This is a genomic window from Candidatus Eisenbacteria bacterium, from assembly GCA_035577985.1.
Lineage (GTDB): Bacteria > Desulfobacterota > Binatia > DP-6 > DP-6 > DATJZY01.
On record DATJZY010000035.1, the window covers coordinates 1 to 21513 of the forward strand.

A 21513-nucleotide genomic window follows, 5' to 3' on the forward strand; every position below is an offset into this window, starting at 1 on the left:
TGTCGCGGCCAGCAAAGCTGGCGCGACAGGCTTGGCACGCCCGCCACGCCGCCCGGCAGGACCTGACTGCGGACGGGCGCGACCTGCGTCGTCACTCTCAAGCGCGGGGGCGTCGCCGCGGCATGCGTCCTGCGCACGACGTCTACGCCCGCGCGACCTCGGGTGCGTACCTCGTGTGTCGCGCCAGCTTTGCTGGCCGCGACAGGCCGGTCGCGCGTACCCCGGACGCCACACCCTCGCGTCCTCCCCGGCCCAAGACGGAGTCTTGGGCCGGATCAAATGTTGATGGTGCGTTTTCCCACCGCGAGCGCGGCTTCCCTCACCGCTTCGGGAAGCGTCGGGTGCGCGTGGCAGGTGCGCGCGATGTCCTCGGCGCTGGCCGAGAACTCCATCGCGATCGCCGCCTCGGCGATCATGTCCGAGGCGCGCGGCCCGAGGATGCACACGCCGAGCACGCGATCGGTCGTGGCGTCGGCGACGATGCGCGCCTGACCCTCGGTCTCCCCGAGCGCACGCGCCCGGGCGTTGGCCGTGAACGGGAACATCCCGACCGTGACCGCGAGCCCCCGCCGCTTCGCCTCGTCCTCGCCGATGCCGACGCTCGCCAGCTCGGGGAACGTGTAGACGACGTTCGGCACGAGGTCGTAGTCCACGTGCCCCGGCTGCCCGGCCATCATCTCCACGGCGGCGATGCCGTCCTCTTCCGACTTGTGCGCGAGCATCGGCCCCGGGATGCAGTCGCCGATGGCGAAGATGCCGGGGACGCTCGTCTCGAAGCGGGCATCGACGACGATGCGCCCGCGCTCGTCGAGCGTGACGCCCGCCTCGCGCGCGCCGAGCCCTTCGGTGTAGGGCCGGCGGCCGACCGCCACCAGGACGACGTCGACCTCCACGGTCTCGGTCGCGCCGCCCTTCGCCGCGAGCGTCACGCGCACGCCGTCCGTCGTGCGCTCGGCGCCCGTGGCGCCGGTCTCGAGCCGAAAGACGATGCCCTGCTTTTCGAGCGAGCGCTGGAGGAGCCGCGCGACGGCCTTGTCGAAGGCCGGCACGATCTGCGGCAGGAACTCGACCACCGTCACCTCGGCGCCGAGCCGGCGCCACACCGATCCCAGCTCGAGCCCGACCGCGCCGCCGCCGACGACGAGCATCCGCTTGGGAACGCTCGGCAGCGAGAGCGCCTCGGTCGACGAGACGATGCGGTCGCCGTCGAATGCCAGCCCCCGGAGCGGCGTCGCCTCGCTGCCGGTCGCAATGAGGATCCGCGCCGTCTCCAGCTCCTGCTCGCCGCCCTCCCCTTTCACCACGACGCGTCCAGGGCCCGCGATGCGGGCCGTACCGCGCACGCTCTCGATCTTGTGCTTCTTGAAGAGGCCGACGATCCCCTGCGTGAGGCCGCGCACCACCTGGGCCTTGCGCGTCATCATGGTCGGAAGGTCGAGCGTCACGCCGGCCACCTTCACGCCGTGGTCTGCGAGCCCGCGCAGCGCGTGCGCGTAGTGCTCGCTCGAGTCGAGCAGCGCCTTCGACGGGATGCAGCCGACGTTGAGGCAGGTGCCGCCGAGGGTCGGGTCCTTCTCGACGCACACGACCGACATCCCGAGCTGCGCGGCGCGGATGGCCGCCGTGTAGCCCCCGGGTCCGGCGCCGATCACGACCAGGTCGACGCGCGCCATCACACGTCCAGGACGAGCCGCGCGGGGTCTTCGAGCCGCTCCTTCACGCGCACGAGGAAGGTCACGGCCTGCTCGCCGTCGACCAGCCGGTGATCGTACGACAGCGCGACGTACATCATGGGCCGCACGACGACCTGATCCGCGATCACGACCGCCCGCTTCTCGATCTTGTGCATCCCGAGGATGCCGGACTGCGGCGGGTTCAGGATGGGCGTCGAGAGGAGCGAGCCGTACACGCCGCCGTTCGAGATGGTGAACGTGCCGCCCGCGAGGTCGTCGGGCAGGAGCTTGCCGTCGCGCGCGAGGCCGGCCAGGCGCGCGATCTCGCGCTCGAGGCCGGCCATCGACAGGAGGTCGGCGTTGCGCACGACCGGCACGACGAGCCCGCGCTCGGTGCCGACCGCGACCCCGAGGTGGACGAAGTCCTTGTAGACGACGTCGTCGCCGCGAATCTCCGCGTTGACGGCGGGGATCTCGCGCAGCGCGGCGATGCACGCGACCGAGAAGAGCGACATGAAGCCGAGCCCGATGCCGTGCTTCTTCTCGAAGCGCTCCTTGTACCGGGCGCGGAGGTCCATCACGGCGCTCATGTCGATCTCGTTGAAGGTCGTGAGGATCGCCGCCGTGTGCTGGGCGGCGACCAGGCGCTCGGCGATGCGCTTGCGGATGCGCGTCATCGGGACGACGCGCTCGGAGCGCGGTTCGGCCGTGGCGGGGTGCGGGGGCACCGGGGGGGCGCCGCCTTCGCTCCCCGATAATCGCTCGGGGCGGCGCCCCCCCGGTGCCCCCGCGACCGCCGGTGCCGGCGCGGCGGCGCGCGCGAGGACGTCGGCCTTCGTCACCTGGCCGCGCTTGCCGGTGCCGGCGATCGCCGCGGCGTCGATCCCCTTCTCGGCCAGGAGGTGGCGAGCTGCTGGGCCTGGAGCTGGTGGTGGTGTGCTCGGTGTCGGAGCAGGTGCCGGTTTGCTCGCCGGCCGAGCTTCGCTCGGCGGCGAGGGGGCGGCAGCAGCAGGTGCGGGCGCCGCTGGTGGAATCGCTTTGGCGGCGGCGCCGTCTTCGATTTCGGCGACGAGCTCGCCGACCTGGACCGTCGAGCCGGCGGGCTTCAGGATCTTCACGACGCCGGCGTGGTCGGACGGGATCTCCATGTTCGCCTTGTCGGTTTCGAGCTCGAGCAGGACGTCGTCGACCGCGATCGCCTCGCCGTTCTCCTTCGCCCACCGGACGATCGTGCCCTCGGTGACCGATTCGCCGAGGCTCGGAATCCGTACCTGGAACGCCATGCGCCCTTCCCTGGTGCGTCGTGCTCGCGCGCGCTAGCGCGCGAGGGCGCGCCCCACGAACTCGGCCTCCTCGGCCTGGTGCACCTTGTAGGAGCCGGTTGCCGGGCTCGCCGCGGCGTCGCGACCGATGTACGTGAGCGTGCCGCCGTCGGGCAGGAGCCGGCGAAGGCGCGGCTCCATGAACGTCCATGCGCCCATGTTCTGCGGCTCTTCCTGCACCCAGCAGATCTGCCGCGCGCCCGCATACTGTGCGAGGATCGCCTTCAGCTCCTGGTGCGGGAACGGATGGAGCTGCTCGACCCGCACGATCGCCACGCTCGCCTGCGCGCGCTCGCGCCGCTCGTGCAGCAGCGTGTAGTACACCTTGCCGCTGCACAAGAGCACGCGCGTCACCTTCGTCGCGTCGAGCGCGAACCCCGCCTCGGGCGCGCCGGTGCGTGCCGGGTCGTCGATCACCGTCTGGAAGGCGCCGTCGGTGAAATCGCGCAGGCTCGAGACGGCGGCCTTGTGACGGAGCAGGCTCTTCGGGCTCATCACGACGAGGGGCTTGCGGAAGCTTCGCTTCATCTGCCGGCGCAGGGCGTGGAAGTAGTTGGCCGGCGTGCTGAGGTTCACGACCTGCATGTTGTCGTCGGCGCAGAGCTGCAGGTAGCGCTCGAGGCGCCCGCTCGAGTGCTCGGGCCCCTGGCCCTCGTAGCCGTGCGGCAGGAGCAGGACGATGCCGCTGCAGCGCTGCCACTTCGACTCCGAGCAGGCGATGAACTGATCGATGATCACCTGCGCGCCGTTGGCGAAGTCGCCGAACTGCGCCTCCCACACGACCAGCTTGTGCGGCTCGGCGACGCTGAAGCCGAACTCGAACCCGAGGACGGCGTTCTCCGAGAGCATGCTGTCGAGGATCAGCACGTGGCCCTGGGTGGGGCGGATGGCGTTCAGCGGCGTGAAGCGTGCGTCGGTCTCGACGTCGTGCAGCACCGCATGGCGATGGCTGAACGTGCCGCGCCCGCTGTCCTGGCCGCTCATGCGGATGCCGACACCTTCGAGCGCGAGCGTGCCGAGCGCCAGCGCCTCGCCGCACCCCCAATCGATCTTGCCGTCCGGCGTGACCATGTCGCGCCGCTGCTCGAGGAGCCTCACCGCCTTCGGCAGCGGCGTGAAGCCGCTCGGCACGCGCGGCAGCGCCGCCGCCACTTCCTCGAGCAGCTCGGCCGGCACGCGCGTGTCCGCCGTCCAGTCGTCGCCGGCCCAGGTGAGCCCCTTCCACAGGCCGCCGAACGCGAACACCGGCTGGCGCGGCATGAAGTCGCGCGCGTAGCTCTGCGCGTCGCCCATGAGCTCGCGGAATTCCGCGATGCGGCGGTCGGCGTCGTCGGCGCTCGCGACGCCGGCGGCTTCGAGACGCCGGCGGTAGATGGCGAGCGGCGTCGGATGCGCGGCGATCTGGCGGTACATGACGGGCTGGGTGAAGGTCGGATCGTCGAGCTCGTTGTGGCCGTGACGGCGGTAGCACACGAGGTTGATGAACACGTCCTTCTTGAACGCCTGCCGGAACGCGATCGCGAGGCGCGCCGCCTGCACCGCCGCCTCGGGATCGTCGCCGTTCACGTGGAAGATGGGCGCCTGAATGATCTTGCCCACGTCGCTCGGCTGCCCCGTGAAGCGGTAGAACTCGGGCGGGGTCGTGAAGCCGATCTGGTTGTTGACGATGATGTGGATCGTGCCGCCGGAGCGGTAGCCCGTGAGCTCGGAGAGCCACAGCGTCTCGGCGACCACGCCCTGTCCGGTGAACGCCGCGTCGCCGTGCATGAGGATCGGCACCACCTGCGCGCGTTCCTTGTCCTGCATGCGGTTCTGCTTCGCGCGCACCATGCCCTCGATGACCGGATTGACGGCTTCGAGGTGGCTCGGGTTCGGCGACAGCGAGAGATGCACCTTTTGTCCCGCCGCCGTCGTGTGATCCCGCGAGTAGCCGAGGTGGTACTTGACGTCGCCGTCACCCGTCGCTTCCCTGGCGAGCAGCGCGCCCTCGAACTCGGCGACGATCATCTCGTAGGGCTTGCGCAGCACGTTCGCGAGCACGTTCAGGCGCCCGCGGTGCGGCATGCCGAAGACCATCTCGACGACGCCGTGCTCGGCGCCGGTTTCGATGAGGGTGTGCAGCATCGGCACGAGCGCATCGGCGCCCTCGAGCGAGAAGCGCTTCGCGGTCGGATACTTCAGCTGGAAGAACTGCTCGAGGCCTTCGGCCGTGACCAGGTGCTGCAGGATCTGCAGCCGACTCTCGGCGGAGAGCGCGGGCGTGTTGCACGTCGGCTCCATGCGATCCTGCAGCCAGTGGCGCTGCTCGGCTTGCTGGATGTGGAGGTACTCGACCGCGAACGTCCGGCAGTAGGTCGCCTGCAGGCGCTCGATCAGCTCGCGCAGCGGCAGGCGGTCGGCACCCTTGAACGGCGCGGCGTCGACCACGCGATCGAGGTCCGCGTCGGAAAAGCCGAACTCGTCGGCGTCGAGCATCGGGTGGACCGGCGGCGCCGGCGCGAGCGGATTCAGGTGCGCCATCAAGTGGCCGAGCTCGCGGTACGCCTGCACGAGCCCGTACACGCCGAGGACCCGCACCTCGCCGGTGTCGACGATCGCCTGCGCGCCGGCGCCGTTCCCGAGCTCGGCGGCGGGTCCGTGCCCGTTGCCGTCGACGCCGAGGTCGAAGCCGGCGAAGAAGATGGCCCAGCGCTCGTCGACCGACGCGGGATCCTCCTTCCAGCGACGATACTGATCCGCGACGTAATCCTTGTTCGCGAGCGAGACGGCCTCGAAGCCACGCATGTGCGGTCTCCCTTTTAGCCAGCGCGCAGATGAGTCGCCACCCTGGCCGCTCCGTGGTAGTTCCGGGCCGGCGATGGACTGGAGCCGGGTCGTCTTCACCAAGCACATGACCGAGGCGGCCGCCCTGGTCGCCGAGTGTCAGGTCGTGCTCGACTTCTCGCCGGGGCCGCGGGCCACGTACGAGATGAGGGTCTACCGGGTCCTCAAGGGATCGGGTGCGCCGTTCTTCGCCACCGGCGAGCGGCGCGACGATGCGTCCACGGGTTTCCGCCCGCTCGGCGAGGGCGCGTCGCCGGAAGAGGCGCTGCAGGCGTGCCTCGAGGCGGCCGGCGTCTACCATCGGCGCCAGGAGCGACAGGGCAGCATCTGAACACGCGGCTTGCACCCGGGGCGAGTCGCCGCTAAGCGGGCCGGATGCGATACCTTCTCGTGCTGGCGCTCACCGCGGTCCTCGTCCACCCCGTCCTCGCAGCAGATCCGCAGACCGACGATCAGAAGGCGTTCTACGCCCTCGGGGTCGGGCTCTCCAAGCAGCTCACCAAGATCCAGCCCCTGTCGCCGGAAGAGATCCAGATGATCACGACCGGTTTCGCCGATTCGCTCGAGGGCAAGCCCATCAAGGCTGACCCGGACACGTTCGGGCCGAAGATCCAGGAGATCGCGACCAAGCGGTGGGCCGCCGCAGGCGAAGCCGAGAAGAAGAAGGGACAGGAGTTCCTCGAGAAGGCCGCCAAGGAGAAGGGCGCGAAGAAGACCGAGTCGGGCCTGATCTATCAGGAGATCACCGCCGGCAAGGGCGACTCCCCGAAGGCGAGCGACACGGTGAAGGTGAACTACCGCGGTACGCTCATCGACGGCACCGAGTTCGACAGCTCGTACAAGCGGAACCAGCCTGCGACGTTCCCGCTCTCGGGCGTCATCAAGTGCTGGACCGAGGGCGTGCAGCTCATGAAGCCCGGCGGCAAGGCGAAGCTCGTCTGCCCCTCCGACATCGCCTACGGCGAGCGCGGCGCGCCGCCGCACATCAAGCCCGGCTCGACGCTCGTGTTCGAGGTCGAGCTGCTCGAGGTCGGAGGCGGCGGCGACAAGCCCGCCGCCGACAAGAAGTGACGTTCACGCTCCTCGACGAGACGCGCCCGCTCACGGTCGATGCGCGGATCGACGGGGACCGCGTGCGTCTCCCCCGAGCGGCCGTCCGTGACGCGCTCGGCTGGGAGCTGAAACCGCAGGGGCTCTGTCGCGGCGAGCGGTGCGTGCTCGTCCTGGCCCCTGCCGAGCTCATCCGGGACGGCGACGTCGACCTCGCGGCGTTGGCGAAGCTGCTCGGCCGTCCGCTCGCGCTCGATGCGGCGGAAGGCGCGGCCTGTCTCGGCGCCGCCGCGGACGAGCGTGCGGAGCGCCTGCGGTCGCTCGACGCGCCCGACTTCACGCTCCCCGACGTGAACGGGCGTCCGCACACGCTGTCGGGTTTTCGCGGCAAGAAGGTCCTGCTCGTCGCCTGGGCCTCCTGGTGAGGCTGCCGTTACGACCTGCCGGTCTGGCAGGCCCTGTCCGAAGAGCTGGCTGACCGGGGCCTCGTCGTGCTCACCGTCGCGCTCGATCGCAGCGCCGACGACGCCCGTCCGTGGATCGAGGCCGCGAAGACGACGCATCCTTCGCTCGTCGACAGCGAGCACGTGGTGGCGGATCTCTTCCGCATCGTCAACGTGCCGACCGGCATCTGGATCGACGAGCGCGGCCGCATCGTCCGCCCGAACGACGCGGTCTTCGGCACCGACACGTTCGTCGAGATGCACGGCATCGCGTCCGGACCGCATCTGGAAGCGCTCCGCGCGTGGGTGACGGCGGGCGCCGCCCCCTTCGCCACCGCCGACGACGTGCGCGCCCACCAGGTGCTGCCGACCGCCGAGGAGCAACTGGCCCGCGCCGAGTTCACGCTCGCCTGGCACTTGCACCGCCGCGGACGCATCGAAGCGGCGGAGCGGCATTTCCTGCGGGCGGGCGAGCTCGCTCCCCACGACTGGACGATCCGCCGCGGCTCGATGCCGATCCGCGGCCTCGACCCGATGGGCGAGGCCCTGATCCCGCTCTGGAACGAATGGGCCGCCGCGGGGATGCCGTACTATCCTCCCATGAAGCCGCGCGGCTGATCGGGTCACGAGCCGTTCGATCAAGTCCGCCCCGGCGACCGCCGATAGTCGTGGTGGTGTCGACCGGAGCCCAATCGCCGGTGGGTCGTCTCGTCGCCTGCCCGAGCTGCCACGCGCAGTTCGACGCGACGGGTGTCCGGGGCGAGTCATTTCTCTGTCACTGCGGCGCGCGGGTGAAGAGCGCGGCGCCCGTGGCGGTCGACGCGCCGGTGCGGCGGTGCAGCGCCTGCGGCGCCACCCTCGAGGCCGGCGCGGAGAAGTGCGGCTATTGCGGGTCGCCGGTCGGCGCGGGGGCCGGGCGGCTCGTCTGTCCCGAGTGCTTCGCGCGCAACGCCGGCCAGGCGCGTTTCTGCTCCGCTTGCGGCGTCGCCTTCCGCCCGCAGCCGGTGCTGAGCCAGGGCGATCCGGTCGCCTGCCCCGTCTGCAAGACCGATCTCGCCATGCGCAGCGTCGCGGGGCTCGCGGTGCAAGAGTGCGAGACGTGTCGCGGCCTCTGGGTGCCGACGGCGAACTTCGACGCGCTGGTCGCACAGGCGCGCGAGCACCAGGCCCCGGACGCGACCGACGGGCTCCACGCGGCGCCGATCGACAGGCCCCGGGCGGCGAACGCGGTCACGTATCGCCCCTGCCCCGTGTGCCGGCAGCCGATGAACCGCAAGAACTTCGCGCGCGTCTCGGGCGTCATCGTCGACTGGTGCCGCGCGCATGGCACCTGGCTCGATGCGAACGAGCTCGAGCACATCGCCGCCTTCGTCGCCGACGGCGGCATGCAGCGGACCGCCGAGCTGGAGAAGGCCGAGGAACGCGACCGCGCCGCGATGGAGCTGCTGAAGACGATGCAGGCGCCGCCCGTCGGCGTCGCCGAATCGGACTCGTTCGCCGACCTGCTGACCGCCTTGCTCAAGTGAAGGAGAGCACCATGGGACTCATCGAGAAGCTGCGGGCCGAGTTCGTCGACGTCGTCGAGTGGCTCGACGACGTGCCGCAGACGCTGGTGTGGCGCTTCCCGCGCTATCACAACCAGATCAAGAACGGCGCGAAGCTCGTCGTGCGTCCCGGCCAGGTCGCCATCTTCGTCTCGGGCGGCAAGATCGCCGACGTCTTCGAGCCCGGCACGCACGTGCTCGAGACGAAGAACCTGCCGCTCCTCTCGACGCTCCAGGGCTGGAAGTACGGCTTCGACAGCCCGTTCAAGGCCGAGGTGTGCTTCGTCGCCACGCGCCAGGTGGCCGACCTCAAGTGGGGCACTCCGAACCCCGTCATCGTGCGCGACCCGGGTCTGGGGCCGGTCCGCGTGCGGGCGTTCGGCACCTTCACGCTGAAGGCGAGGGATCCGCGGCGCCTCCTGACCGAGCTCGTCGGCAGCGACGCCACGTTCGTCGCGGACGAGGTCACGACCCTCGTGCGCTCGATCATCGTGAACGCCTTCGCCGAGCTGGTCGGCACGACGGCGACGTCGGTCGTCGACCTCGCGGCGTCGTATCCGGCGCTCTCCGAGCGCCTGCGCCGCGCCGTCGTCGAGCGCATCGACGACGAGTACGGCCTCGACGTGCCGCAGCTCTACCTCGTGAACGTCTCCGTTCCGTCGGAGGTCGAGGAGGCGCTCGACGCGCGCTCGAGCCGCGCCGCGGTGGGCGACGTCGACGGCTACCGCCAGTATCAGCTCGGGCGCGCGACGCCCGTCGCGGCCGCGAATCCAGCCGGCGGCCTCGCTGCCGCCGGGGTCGGGCTCGGCATGGGCATGGCGTACGTGCAGGGCGGATCGTCGGCGACGCCGCCGCCCCTTCCGGGCTGGCACGTCGCCGAGCAGGGCCGCTCGGTCGGGCCGCTCGACTTCGCGGCGCTCGCGGCCGAGATCGCCGCGGGGCGCGTCTCGCGCGAGACGCTCGTGTGGACGGCCGGGATGGCCGCGTGGGAGCCGGCGTCGCGGGTGACGGCGCTGCAGGCGCTCTTCCCGCCGCCGCTACCCTAGAGGACCGAGCCAAGACTACGTCTTGGGTCGGCCGTGCTAGGCCGCGCTTGCCGCGGCGCCGCCGGCCATGCCGGCCATCGGCGACTTCGGGATCTGCGAGGCCTCGATGAGGCCCTTCTTCAGCAGCTCCTGGAGCGCCATGTCCATCGTGCACATCCCGACGCCCTTGCCCGTCTGCATCATCGACGGGATCTGGTGCAGCTTCTGCTCGCGGATGAGGTTCCGCACGGCGGGGACGCCGATCAGGATCTCCTGCGCCGCGATCCGGCCGCCGCCCTTCTTCTTGAGGAGGGTCTGCGCGATGATGGCTTCGAGCGACTCGGAGAGCATCGAGCGGATCTGCGCCTGCTGATCGCCGGGGAACGCGTCGATGATGCGGTCGACGGTCTTGGGCGCGCTCGAGGTGTGGAGCGTCCCGAACACGAGGTGGCCCGTCTCGGCCGCGGTGATCGCGAGCGAGATCGTCTCGAGGTCGCGCATCTCGCCGACCAGAATGACGTCGGGGTCTTCGCGGAGCGCGCTGCGCAGCGCGTTCGAGAACGACTTCGTGTGCATGCCGACTTCGCGCTGGTTGACGAAGCAGCGCAGCGGTTGGTGCACGAACTCGACCGGATCCTCGACCGTCAGGATGTGCGCGTCCCAGGTCTCGTTGATCTCGCGCACCATGGCCGCGAGCGTCGTCGACTTGCCCGAGCCCGTGGGGCCGGTCACCAGGATGAGGCCACGCTCGCGCGTGCAGAGCTCCTTGAAGATGGGCGTGAGACCGAGCGACTCGATGGTCGGGATCTCGGTCGGAATCAGGCGCAGCACCGTGCCCGGCCCCCGGTGCTGGATGAAGGCGTTCACGCGATAGCGGCCGACGCCCTCGAGCGCGGTCGCGAAGTCGCACTCCCAGTTGTCCTTCAGCTCGGCCTTCTGCTCGTCGTTCATGATCGACTCGACGAGCCGCAGGACCTCGGACCCCGAGAGCGGCGGATTCTCGGAGCGTTTGAGGTCACCCCGGACGCGCAGCGCCGGCGGCTCGCCGGTGGACAAGTGCAGGTCGGACGCCTCGTTGTCGTTCGCCCAGCGCAGGAGCTGTTCCATCGTCACCATGGCGCTCCGCACGGTGCAAGACCCGGACCATGCCACGCGACGACGGGGCTCGGGCTCGCCGGCACGCCACCGACGACCCCGTAACACCCTCGGTGCAATCGTGTCGCTACGTCGCGTTCACTCGGCCGGGATGGTGTACGTTTTCAGGACCTGGCCGGTGTTGTCACGATAGGTCACGACCGCCTGCGTCTGGTCGGCCCGCACGGTGGCGACGTTGAACCGGTCGAGATCGTAGTACTGGATGCTCGGGAAGAGCGCCGGGAGGCCCGGCACGGCCGGGAGAACGCTCGCCGGCAGCTCGCGGAAGATCGGGTCCATGCCGATCGCGCCGGACACCAGCTCGCGGATGGTCGGCGTGCCGGGGGTGAGCCGGTTGTTGATGATCGCGGCGTGGATGTCGGTCGACAGGAACACCACGTTCTTGATGTCGTTGGTGGTGATGAAGTTCAGCATCTCGGTCCGCTCGGCGGCGTAGCCCTCCCAGCGGTCGTACGGCACGAACAGCAGGGACGAGATGAGGGGACCGTTCATCACGAACTTGAAGGTCGCCGTCGACGTGAGGAGGCCGTTCTCGAGCCATGCCTTCTGCGCCGCGCCCAGGTAGGTGCGCGCCGGATTCTGGATCTCCCCCACGCAGGCGCCGGCCGGGAGCGTCGCCGGCTCGCCGGCGACGAGGCACGCGGGTTGCGTCACGTACGCGGGCGCCGAGCGGTACTGCCGGTCGTCGATCAGGAAGAACTCCGCCACCTGTCCCCAGCGGAAGCTGCGATAGAGCTGCGTCGGATCGCCGCCATTCTCGCGCAGCGGCATGTAGTCGCGGAACGCCTGGTTGCCGTCCGCCATCTGCGTCGCGAGCGACGGGTCGGTGCCCCAGAAGTCGTTCGTCACCTCGTGGTCGTCCCACATGGCGTACACGCCGAACCCGGCGAGCGCGTTCCGCAGCCCGTTGTCCTCCCGGTTCTCCTTGTACTTGCCGTGGTAGTCCGCGCGCGTGACGGCGACGCCCGTGCCGCTGCGCGCGTCGTCGCCGTAGATCGTGTCGCCGATGTAGAGCCACATCTGCGGATCGTCGGCGAGCAGGTTGTCGAGCACGTTGAACGGCTTGAAGAACGCGTTCGAATCCCCGGTCCACGTGAAGGTGATCGGCGCCGTCGACGAGGGCGCGGGCGCCGTGCGGATGCGACCGGTGCGGCTCGTCTCGGCGGCCTGCACGAAGCGATAGAAGTAGACGGAGTCGGGCGCGAGACCCGTCACCTCCGTCTTGACGACGCCGTCGGCCGCGGCGTTCGGCGTGAGCCCCGGCTGGGTCACGACGATGCCCCGGAACGCGTCGTCGATCGCCACGTCCAGCGTCACCGCACCGGGGCCGTCCGTACGCGTCCAGGCGACGAAGGCCGTGTCCGTCGCGTCGCCGGCCGCCACGCCGTACGAGAACGGCGCGGCGTCGCGCAGCGGGTACGCCGTCTCGTTGCCGAGATCGCCATCGCCGGCGGCCGCCGCGGCGAGGCAGCGCACGAGGCGCGTCACCGGCGGGATCAGGTTGTTCACCGTCGCGCCGTCGCGATCGAAGGTGATGAGGTCGAAGGCCTCGCACGGAAAGCCGAAATCGACGCTCGGGTCGGCGATCTGTGTGTCGGTGCAGCGGAGCTGGATCGCGCCGATCATCTTCTCGCGCGCCTTGTCGAGCTTCAGCTGCGTCTTCGGCGTCGGGCACGGCGGCGCGAGGTGATCGGCTTCGAGCTTCTTGCCGCACGCCGCGCGCTGCTTCAGGCGCGCGAGGGCGTACTTGCCGGCCTGCTTTCCGATCGTCTTCTGGCAGAGCTGGATCCCGGGGTCGGGAAGCGTCGCGGAAGCGTCGTAGACACTGGTCACGAGGTTGTCGGCGTCGGCACCGTGCGCGTCGTCGGTGATGCAGGTGACGAGGTCCGCGACCGTGGTGACGCTCTGGCACGGGATGCCGAGCTGCAGCTGCGCCACGAGCGCGTCCGTGCAGCGCGTCGCGAGCTGGCTCTCGAGGCGCGACAGGGCCCGGGCCAGCGTCGGCGCCACCTCGGGATCGGCCGGTCCGCAGAGGACGGGCTGCCCTTCGGCCTGCTGGTCGCGGCACGCGCGCAGCGTGTCGTAGCGGACCTTGAAATACGTGCGGGCGGCGTTCGCGATGCGATCGCGACAGCCGAGCTCCGGCGTCAGCGCACGCCCCGGCGCCGGAGCGAGCGCGACCAGCAGAGCGACCCCAGAGACGATACGGCGCGACATGAAGCCCCCCTTCGTCGGGCTGGACGCTAACAAAGTCGCGCGCGCCGGGGCAAGGCAAAAAACCGGGCTCGCGGCCGTCAGGAACGCAGGAAGAACCGTCCGGCGGGGTTGTCACTTTCCTCGCGGTAGGAAAAGCCCAGCGCATCGAGACGATCCCGCAGCTCGTCCCGGTCCGCGAGCGGCACCTCGAGGCCGCACAGCACCCGGCCGAACGCCGCGCCGTGGTTCCGATAGTGGAAGAGCGAGATGTTCCACCGGCTGCCGAGCCGGGTGAGGAACTGCAGCAGCGCGCCGGGACGCTCCGGGAACTCGAAGCCGTACAGCACCTCGTCTCCGACCTGGGCCGTGCGCCCGCCCACCATGTGCCGGATGTGCGTCTTGGCGAGATCGTTGTCGGAGAGGTCGACGCACGGGTAGCCGCGCCGCTCGAGGTCGGCCGCGATCGCGCGCGATTCCTCCACCCCGGCCACCTCGAGCCCCACGAAGATGTGCGCCTCGGCGCGTGTCGCGAGCCGGTAGTTGAACTCGGTCACGCTGCGCTCGCCGATGGCGGCGCAGAAGCCGAGAAACGCGCCGGGTCGCTCCGGGATCGTCACCGCGAAGATCGCTTCGCGGTGCTCGCCCACCTGCGCCTGATCGGCGACGTAGGCGAGCCGCGCGAAGTTCATGTTGGCCCCCGAGGTGACGGCCACGACCGATCCCGGCGCGAGGCCGCCTGCTTTGGCGGCGCGCTTGGCGCCGGCGACGCTGAGCGCGCCTGCGGGCTCGAGGATCGAGCGCGTGTCCTCGAACACGTCGGCGATCGCGGCGCAGATCTCGTCGACGCCGACGGTGATGCAGTCGTCGAGGTAGCGACGGCACAGCGCGAAGGTGTGCTCGCCGACCTGCTTCACCGCCACGCCATCGGCGAAGAAGCCGACGTGCTCGAGCACGACGCGCTTCCCGGCCGCGAGCGAGCGGCGCATGGCGTCGGAGTCGTCGGGCTGGACGCCGACGACGCGCATGCCAGGCCGGACCGCCTTCACGACCGCCGCGACGCCGGACGCGAGCCCGCCTCCGCCGATCGGCACGAAGATCGTCGCGAGGTCGCGCGGCGCCTGATGGAGGATCTCGAGCCCGACCGTGCCCTGTCCGGCGATGACGTCGAGGTCGTCGAACGGCGGGATCATCGTGCGCCCCTCGGTGCGTGCGATGTCGGCGGCGTGCGCCGCGGCGGCGTCGTACCCGTCTCCCGCGAGCACGACGTCGGCGCCGAGCCGTCGCACGGCGCGTACCTTGATCGACGGGGTCGTGAGCGGCATCACGATCCGTGCCGTGACGCCGAGGCGCTGCGCGGCGTAGGCGACGCCCTGCGCGTGATTACCCGCCGACGCGGCGACGACGCCGCCGGCCCGCTCCGCCGGCCGGAGCTGCGCCATGCGGTTGTAGGCGCCGCGGATCTTGAACGCGAAGATCGGCGTCAGGTCCTCGCGCTTCAGGAGCACCGGGACGCGGAGACGCGCCGAGAGGCTCGGCGCTTCATCGAGCGGGGTCGGCGTGGGGAGCACGTCGCCGACGCGGGCGTCGAGCGCGCGTCGCAGCAGGTCGTCCATACGCCTCGTCTATCACATCGCAGCCCGGTCACGCCGCCGGCGCGGCTCCCGAACCGTCTTGAGTCGGGTCCTCGCGGATGTCACCACGGCGCACGGGAGGACAGCCGCACATGAAACTCTACGACTTCGCCATCGCGCCCAACCCGAAGAAGGTCCGCGTCTACCTGAAGGAGAAGGGACTCGATCTGCCGGTCGAGCCGGTCGACCTGATGAGCGGACAGAACCGCACGCCCGAGTTCCTCCAGAAGGTGAACCCGCTGGGCGGTCTGCCGGTGCTGCAGCTCGACGACGGCGGCAATCTCACCGAGTCGCTCGCCATCATCCAGTACCTGGAGGAGCTGCACCCGACGCCGCCCATGATCGGCACGACGCCGCTCGAGCGCGCGCGCGTGCGCGAGACCGAGCGCATCTGCGAGCTCGGCGTGCTCGGCAACGTCGCGACGATCTTCCAGAACACGAGCCCGTTCTTCGCCGGGCGCCTGAAGCAGTCGCCCGACGCGGCCGACAACGCCCGCGGCCGCCTCGCCAACAACCTGAAGGTGCTGGACGCCAAGGTCGGCGCGAAGCCGTTCTTGTGCGGCGATCGCCCGACCATCGCCGACTGTACGCTCTTCGCGGCCACCGAGTTCGCCGCCTTCGGCGGCAACGCGCTCGACTTCTCGGCCACCCCGAACCTCGCGCGCTGGTACGAGACGTTCAAGCAGCGCCCGAGCGCGCAGGCCTGAGCCGCGTCGTCCGGCGGAGATCCTTGCGAACGTCCCGGGCGGCGAGCGCGAAGTGCGCCGCCGCCCAGAGGTTCGTGAGACCGACCAGGAGCAGCGAGTAGCGGATCGCCTCGGCCCCGAAGGTGCCCTTCATCGCGTCGTTCAGCACGCCGACGGCCTGCGGGCCGAGCCCCAGGCCGATCAGGTTGATCACGAACAGAAGCACCGCCGACGTGAGCGCGCGCATGTCGGGCCGCACGAGCGTCTGCGTGGTCGCGAACACCGGGCCGAGCCACATCGCTCCCGCGAGGATCCCGGGCACGGCGATCGCGAGCGCCGGGCCGGGCGTCGGCCACAAGAGGAACGCCACCAGGAACGGCACCTCGACGATCGACGCCAGGGTCGGGACCCACAGCCGCCATCGCTCGTCGCGCGCGCCCAGCCGATCGGCGAGCGTGCCGCCGAGGATCGCGCCGATCATGCCGCCGAAGCCGGTGATGAGCCCGAGCCACGTGCCGATCTCCGCGCTCCCCATGTGATGGACGCGAGCGAGGAACGCCGGCCCCCACGCCGCGAGCCCGTAGCCCGCGAACGAGTGCAGGCCGGCGCCGATCGCCATGTGCCGCAGCGAGCCGAGCTTGCGCAGGATGCCGAGGGCCTCCGAAACGGACGGCATCTCGGTCGCGTGCGCGAGGCCGTCGGTGATGCCGCGCACCGGCTCGCGCACCGTGAGGCGCACGACGATCGCCAGCACGAGTCCGGGCAGCCCGACGATGAAGAACGCCTGCCGCCATCCGAGGAGCTGGTTCGCCCATCCGCCGACGATGAACCCCACCAGGATCCCGACGTGGATGCCCATCGCGTAGATCGCGAGCGCCGTCGCGCGCCGTTCGGGCGGGAAGTAGTCCGCGAGGAGCGAGTGCGCCGGCGGGCTACACGCCGCTTCGCCGACGCCGACCCCGACGCGTGCGAGGGCGAGCTGCGCGAACGTCTGCGCCATGCCCGAGAGCGCGGTCATGCCGCTCCAGAGCGCGAGGCCGACCGCGATCACCGTGCGGCGCGAGCCGCGATCGGCCATCCGCGCGATCGGAATCCCCGCGACCGTGTAGAAGAGCGCGAACGCGATGCCGGTCAGAAACCCCATCGCGGTGTCCGACGCGCCCAGGTCGGCCTTGATCGGCTCGAGCAGGATCGCGAGGATCTGGCGATCGACGAAGTTGAAGACGAAGACGACGAACAGGATCCCGAGCACGTAGCGCGCGTAGGCCGGCGAGTGGCTCGGGGCGGGCACCGGGGCCGCACCATAGGACGGCCGTGGGCCGGCGGGGAAGGCCCGGCGTTTCGGCGGCCGGGTCTTTCGGCCTATAGAAGTCCGCTGCATGCCGACGCTCTCCGAGCACGATTCGAAGGAGATCCTGGCGCGCTACGGCGTTCCGGTCGCGCGCGAGCGGCTCGTCGCCGATCCCTCCCTGGTCGCGGAGGCGGCCGGCGCGATCGGGTTTCCGGCAGTCGTGAAGCTCTGCGGCCCCGCCATCGCGCACAAGACGGAGCGGAGCCTCGTGCGGCTCGGCATCGCCGACGCGGACGGCGCACGCCGCGCCGCGGAGGAGCTGTGGGCCCGGCGCCGTCCCGAGGACGGCGCGGTGGAGCTCCTCGTCGCCGAGATGGTGGCCGGGCGCCGCGAGCTGATCGCGGGCATCGTTCGGGATCCGCAGTTCGGCCCGTGCGTCATGCTGGGACTCGGCGGCGTCTTCACCGAAGCGCTCGGCGACGTCGTGTTCGCGTCCGCGCCGCTGTCGCACGCCGAAGCGCTCCGTGTCGTGGCGGGCTTGCGGACGCAGAAGCTCCTCGGCGCCTTCCGCGGCGAGCCGGCGGTCGACCGCAACGCGCTGGCCGCGGTCCTGGTCGGCCTGGGGCGGCTCGCCGCCGAGCGGCCCGACGTCGCGAGCGTCGACGTGAATCCGCTCATCGTGCGCGGCGCGACGCCGGTGGCCGTCGACGCGCTGGTCGAGATCGGGCCGGCCGCCGCAGCGAAGGCCCGGCGGGCGCCGGGCGACGACGAGCTCCGCGCGCGGTTCGCGCCCCTCTTCCACCCGCGCGGCATCATCGTCGCCGGGGCGTCGTCGCATCCCGGCAAGTTCGGCTTCGCGGCGCTCCACAATCTGCTCGCGTTCGGCTACCGCGGCACGATCTTCCCGGTGAATCGCGACGCCCGCGAGGGTACGGAGATCCTCGGACGCCCGACGCTCCCGGACGTCGCACAGGTCCCGCAGGGCGCGGCCGATCTCGTCTTCGTCTGCACGCCGGCGGCGGCGAACACCGCCCTCGTGCGGGCGTGCGCGGCGCGCGGCGTGCGCGCGGCCTTCGTCGCGAGCGGCGGCTACATCGAGGCCGGGGACGAGGGCGCGGCGCGCGAGCGGGAGCTGGTGGCGGCAGCGAACGAGGCGGGCCTCGTCCTCGCCGGCCCGAATGGCCAGGGGCTCGTCTCGACGACCGAATCGATGTGCGCGCAGATCGTGGCGCCCTACCCGCCCGCGGGGCGGATCTCGATCGCGAGCCAGAGCGGCAACCTCCTCTCGTCGCTCCTCAACTACGCGACCCTGACGGGAATCGGCGTGTCGAAGGCGATCTCGGCCGGCAACTCCGCCCAGACGACGGTCGCCGACTACGTCGCCTATTTCGCAGCGGACCCCGAGACCGCCGTCATCGTCGCCTACGTCGAAGGCGTGGGCGACGGCACCGCCTTCGTCGACGTGCTCAGGCGGGCGACGGCGCGCAAGCCCGTCGTCCTCTTGAAGGGAGGCGCGTCCGCCTCGGGTCAGCGCGCGGCCGCGAGCCACACCGGCGCGTTGGCGAGCGACGATCGCGTCTTCGACGGCATCTGCCGGCAGACGGGCGCGCTGCGCGCCCGGGCGGTCGAGGAGGCGTTCGAGTGGGCAGCGACGTTCGCGACCCAGCCCGCGCCGCACGGCCGTCGCGTGCTGGTGCTGACGACGGTCGGAGGATGGGGCGTGCTCACGGCGGACGCGATCGCGGCATCCGGGCTCGATCTCGTCCCGCTGCCCGACGACCTCCGCGCCGCGATCGACCCGCTCGTGCCGTCGCGATGGAGCCGGCAGAACCCGATCGACCTCGCGGGCGGCGAGACGCGCGAAACGATCCCGACCGTGCTCGATCTCGCGGTGGCGCACGCGGACGTCGATGCGGTCGTCTTCCTCGGCCTCGGCGTGCAGGCGAACCAGGCCCACGTGCTCCGCACCGGCCCGTTCTTTCCGGACCACGGCCTCGAGCGCATCGTCGAGTTCCACGAGCGACAGGACCGCCGCTACGCGGAGGCGGCGCGCGAGGCGTCGGAGCGTTACGGAAAGCCCGTGCTGGTCGCGACCGAGCTCGCCGTCGCCGACCGCTACTACGGCGAGGGCAACCCCGGTCCGACGGCCGTTCGCGCCGGGGGACGTCTGTGCTATCCGAGCGGGCATCGTGCCGTCTCGGCCCTCGCCGCGCTCGTCGCGTACGCGGACCTCCGACGATCGAACGGGTGATCTCGATCCCGACGTCGGCCTGTGCTCGATCTGCCGCCATGCCCGCCTCCAGACCACGGCGCGCGGCAGCAGATTCTGGCGCTGCCTGCGCGCGGACGCCGATCCCCACTACGTCCGCTATCCGCGGTTGCCGGTCGTGAAGTGCCGCGGGCACGAAGAGCCGGCCGGGGACTGACGTCCGCCGGCGTTTGAGAAACGCGGCGGGCGTCGATAGTCGTGGTGGGCATGGGGAGCGCGCTGCAGGACCTCCGCAAGGAGCTGGCCGACATCTGCCACCGGGCGAGCGAGCGGTGGCTCACGGCCGGATCCGGCGGCAACATCTCGATCCGCGTGCCGGGAACCGATCGTTACTTGTGTACGGCGACCGGCGTCACCTTCCGGGATACCGAGCCGGACAACGTCGTCTTGATGGACCTCGCAGGGAAGCAGCTCGACAACTTCGACTTCAAGCCGTCGAAGGAGTTCCGCTGGCACGCGGGCGTGTTCGCCACCTGCCCGGACGTGAACGGCGTGGTGCACACGCACTCGACGGCGACCATGGCCTTCGGGATCTGCGGCATCACGCCGCCGCACATGACCGGCCAGGCGCGCGCGCACCTGAAGGAGATCCGGATCGTCCCCTACGCCGACGCCGGCTCGGAGAAGCTCCGCGACCTCGTCGTCGACGTCTACAAGCGCGCCCCCGACACGCGCATCGTGCTGCTCGCGAACCACGGGCTCGCAGCGTCCGGTCCGACGCTCCTCGAAGCCTACAACCGCGCCGAGATCGTCGAGGACTCCGCCCAGGCCTACCTGCACTGCAAGCTCCTGGGCCGCGAGCCGAAGCTCGACTTTTGAAATCTCGGGTCGGAATCAGCCGATCCGATAGACGCTGACGGATTCGCCGCGTCCGCGCGGCACGATCGCGTCGGCGTGCGCCTCGGGGAGCCACGCGCCGCCGCTGCGCGCCAGCTCCCACGACGCCGCCGACACGATGACCTCGCAGCCGTGCTCCCGGCAGAGCTCCTCCAGGCGCGCGGCGACGTTCACGGTGTCGCCGATGACGGTGTACTCGTGGCGGTCTGCGGCGCCGATCGTGCCGGCGACGACCGGCCCCGTGTGGACGCCGACCTTCATGCCGAGCGGCATCTGGCCGAGGCCGATCCGATCCTCGTTCAGGCGCGCCAGCCGCTCGCGCATGCCGAGCGCACAACGCACCGCGGCCGCGGCACCGTCCGACGGGCCGCGCCCCGGCGCGTCGTCGAGGAGCCCGAACACGACCAGGAGGCCGTCGCCGATGAACTTGTTGACGAAGCCGTCGCACTCGCGCGCCCAGGTCGTCATGGTCGTGAAGAACTCGTTCAGCGTGCGCACCAGCTCGCGCGGCGCGGTGCGCTCGGCGAAGGTCGTGAAGTCACGCAGGTCGCAGAACAGGATCGACGCCGTACGGACCTCGCCCTCGCCGCGGAGGTCGCCCGCGAGGAGCCGGTCGCGCACCACGGGCTCGACCACCCGTCCGAACGTCTGCAGGATGCGCTCGCGCTCGCGGAGCGTCGCTGCCATCGCGTTGACGCTCTCCTCGAGGATGCCGATCTCGTCGGCCGACGTGACCCGGACCGGTTGATCGAGCGTACCCGCACGCACGCGACGCAGCGCTCCCGTCACTTCGGCGAGCGGCCGGGTGAAGGTGCGCGCGAGGACCGCGGTCAGCACGAGGCCCAGCGCCACGTACAGGAGGAACGTGCTCTCGCTCGACTGTACGAGCTCCGGGACGACCTTCCCGATGTCCCATCCCGCGTCGAGCCGCGCCGCCGCGGCCCGGATGAGCCCCAGCATCGTGAACAAGGGCACGAACGCGACCGCGACCAGGAAGACCCCCAGGCGCGCGCCGACGCCGAGCGTCGCCGTGGCGCCCGCGCTCGCCCGGCCGTCGGCGAAGACGTGCGACACGACGCGCGTGCGGAAGACCCAGTCGACCACCAGGTACGACGTGGTCGCGGCGAGAAACCCGTTCACGAGCGGCGACAGCACGTGCTGCGACATCAGCTCCGGCGTCCAGCGCCCGAAGTGGGCGATCGTGATCAGCGGGAAGACGACGACGCTCGACACCCACCCCGAGAAGCCGACGCTCGCCATCACGAACGGGCCGTTGACGGCGCGGCGCTTCACGGCGACCGACGGCTCGACCGACCTCCCGCAACGGAAGTAGGCGATGAGGGGCCACAGGTAGATCAGGGTGACCGCCGTGAGCGCCGGGTAGGCGAAGCATCGCCACAGGGGCAGCAGCGCGGCGTCGTGCTCGCGCACGGCGATCGCGAAGGGCGTCACGCCGTGCATCAGGTTCACGGTCACGGCGGTCGCGGCGCCCGCGACGAGGTTCGCCGCGATCACGACCACCAGCGACAGGAGCAACCACCCGGGTACGACGACGGGCCTTCCCATCC

16 protein-coding genes are annotated in these 21513 nt (G+C 71.0%); 8 read left to right on the forward strand and 8 right to left on the reverse strand.

Annotated features, from left to right (window positions below):
- Positions 1–275 precede the first annotated feature (275 nt).
- From lpdA to VMS22_05505, 3 genes are read right to left on the reverse strand one after another with little or no spacing between them, the layout of a single operon-like run.
- On the reverse strand, positions 276–1673 hold the full coding sequence (gene lpdA, locus VMS22_05495) for a dihydrolipoyl dehydrogenase (protein HXJ33477.1): 1398 nt from the start codon (positions 1671–1673) through the stop codon (positions 276–278).
- A complete protein-coding gene (gene odhB / locus VMS22_05500; protein HXJ33478.1) occupies positions 1673–2956 on the reverse strand; it encodes a 2-oxoglutarate dehydrogenase complex dihydrolipoyllysine-residue succinyltransferase in 1284 nt (427 codons plus the stop codon). Before odhB ends, lpdA begins: the two co-directional genes overlap by 1 nt.
- Before the next feature lie 33 nt (positions 2957–2989).
- A complete protein-coding gene (locus tag VMS22_05505) occupies positions 2990–5779 on the reverse strand; it encodes a 2-oxoglutarate dehydrogenase E1 component (protein ID HXJ33479.1) in 2790 nt (929 codons plus the stop codon).
- A gap of 73 nt (positions 5780–5852) precedes the next feature.
- On the opposite strand from VMS22_05505, the gene VMS22_05510 reads away from it, so the two are divergent.
- The 5 genes from VMS22_05510 (at position 5853) to VMS22_05530 (ending at position 9901) form a co-directional block, all read left to right on the forward strand.
- Positions 5853–6149, forward strand: coding sequence for a hypothetical protein (locus tag VMS22_05510; GenBank protein HXJ33480.1), 297 nt, complete (start codon positions 5853–5855; stop codon positions 6147–6149).
- Positions 6150–6193: 44 nt separating this feature from the next.
- Positions 6194–6889 carry an FKBP-type peptidyl-prolyl cis-trans isomerase gene (locus VMS22_05515; protein HXJ33481.1) on the forward strand — a complete coding sequence of 232 codons (696 nt, stop codon included), beginning with the start codon at positions 6194–6196 and terminating at the stop codon, positions 6887–6889.
- A gap of 47 nt (positions 6890–6936) precedes the next feature.
- Entirely contained in the window at positions 6937–7929 is a 993-nt protein-coding gene (locus VMS22_05520) for a TlpA disulfide reductase family protein (protein HXJ33482.1), read from the forward strand.
- An 80-nt stretch (positions 7930–8009) separates the two neighbouring features.
- Positions 8010–8837: a zf-TFIIB domain-containing protein gene (locus VMS22_05525; GenBank protein HXJ33483.1), complete on the forward strand. Its 828-nt coding sequence runs from the start codon at positions 8010–8012 to the stop codon at positions 8835–8837.
- An 11-nt stretch (positions 8838–8848) separates the two neighbouring features.
- Positions 8849–9901, forward strand: a complete 1053-nt coding sequence (locus VMS22_05530; protein ID HXJ33484.1) for an SPFH domain-containing protein — start codon at positions 8849–8851, stop codon at positions 9899–9901.
- 36 nt (positions 9902–9937) lie between these two features.
- On the opposite strand, the gene VMS22_05535 is transcribed toward VMS22_05530, so the two are convergent.
- The 3 genes from VMS22_05535 to ilvA form a co-directional block, all read right to left on the reverse strand.
- Positions 9938–10993, reverse strand: a complete 1056-nt coding sequence (locus tag VMS22_05535; GenBank protein ID HXJ33485.1) for a type IV pilus twitching motility protein PilT — start codon at positions 10991–10993, stop codon at positions 9938–9940.
- A 120-nt stretch (positions 10994–11113) separates the two neighbouring features.
- Positions 11114–13252: an alkaline phosphatase D family protein gene (locus VMS22_05540; protein HXJ33486.1), complete on the reverse strand. Its 2139-nt coding sequence runs from the start codon at positions 13250–13252 to the stop codon at positions 11114–11116.
- 77 nt (positions 13253–13329) lie between these two features.
- Complete coding sequence (gene ilvA / locus VMS22_05545; GenBank protein HXJ33487.1) at positions 13330–14844, reverse strand: threonine ammonia-lyase, biosynthetic; 1515 nt, start codon at positions 14842–14844, stop codon at positions 13330–13332.
- A gap of 110 nt (positions 14845–14954) precedes the next feature.
- Here ilvA and VMS22_05550 point away from each other — a divergent pair, with 110 nt between their 5' ends.
- The gene (locus VMS22_05550; protein HXJ33488.1) at positions 14955–15569 is read left to right on the forward strand and encodes a glutathione S-transferase family protein; all 615 of its coding nucleotides are present in this window, start codon (positions 14955–14957) and stop codon (positions 15567–15569) included.
- Here VMS22_05550 and VMS22_05555 read toward each other — a convergent pair.
- Positions 15541–16839, reverse strand: coding sequence for an MFS transporter (locus VMS22_05555; GenBank protein HXJ33489.1), 1299 nt, complete (start codon positions 16837–16839; stop codon positions 15541–15543). The two genes, VMS22_05550 and VMS22_05555, sit on opposite strands and share 29 nt — an antisense overlap.
- Before the next feature lie 88 nt (positions 16840–16927).
- On the opposite strand from VMS22_05555, the gene VMS22_05560 reads away from it, so the two are divergent.
- Together VMS22_05560 and VMS22_05565 are read left to right on the forward strand one after the other, a co-directional pair.
- A complete protein-coding gene (locus VMS22_05560; protein HXJ33490.1) occupies positions 16928–19090 on the forward strand; it encodes an acetate--CoA ligase family protein in 2163 nt (720 codons plus the stop codon).
- Between the two features lie 225 nt (positions 19091–19315).
- Positions 19316–19927, forward strand: coding sequence for a class II aldolase/adducin family protein (locus VMS22_05565; protein HXJ33491.1), 612 nt, complete (start codon positions 19316–19318; stop codon positions 19925–19927).
- 15 nt (positions 19928–19942) lie between these two features.
- On the opposite strand, the gene VMS22_05570 is transcribed toward VMS22_05565, so the two are convergent.
- On the reverse strand, positions 19943–21511 hold the full coding sequence (locus tag VMS22_05570; protein HXJ33492.1) for an adenylate/guanylate cyclase domain-containing protein: 1569 nt from the start codon (positions 21509–21511) through the stop codon (positions 19943–19945).
- Between the last annotated feature and the right edge of the window lie 2 nt (positions 21512–21513).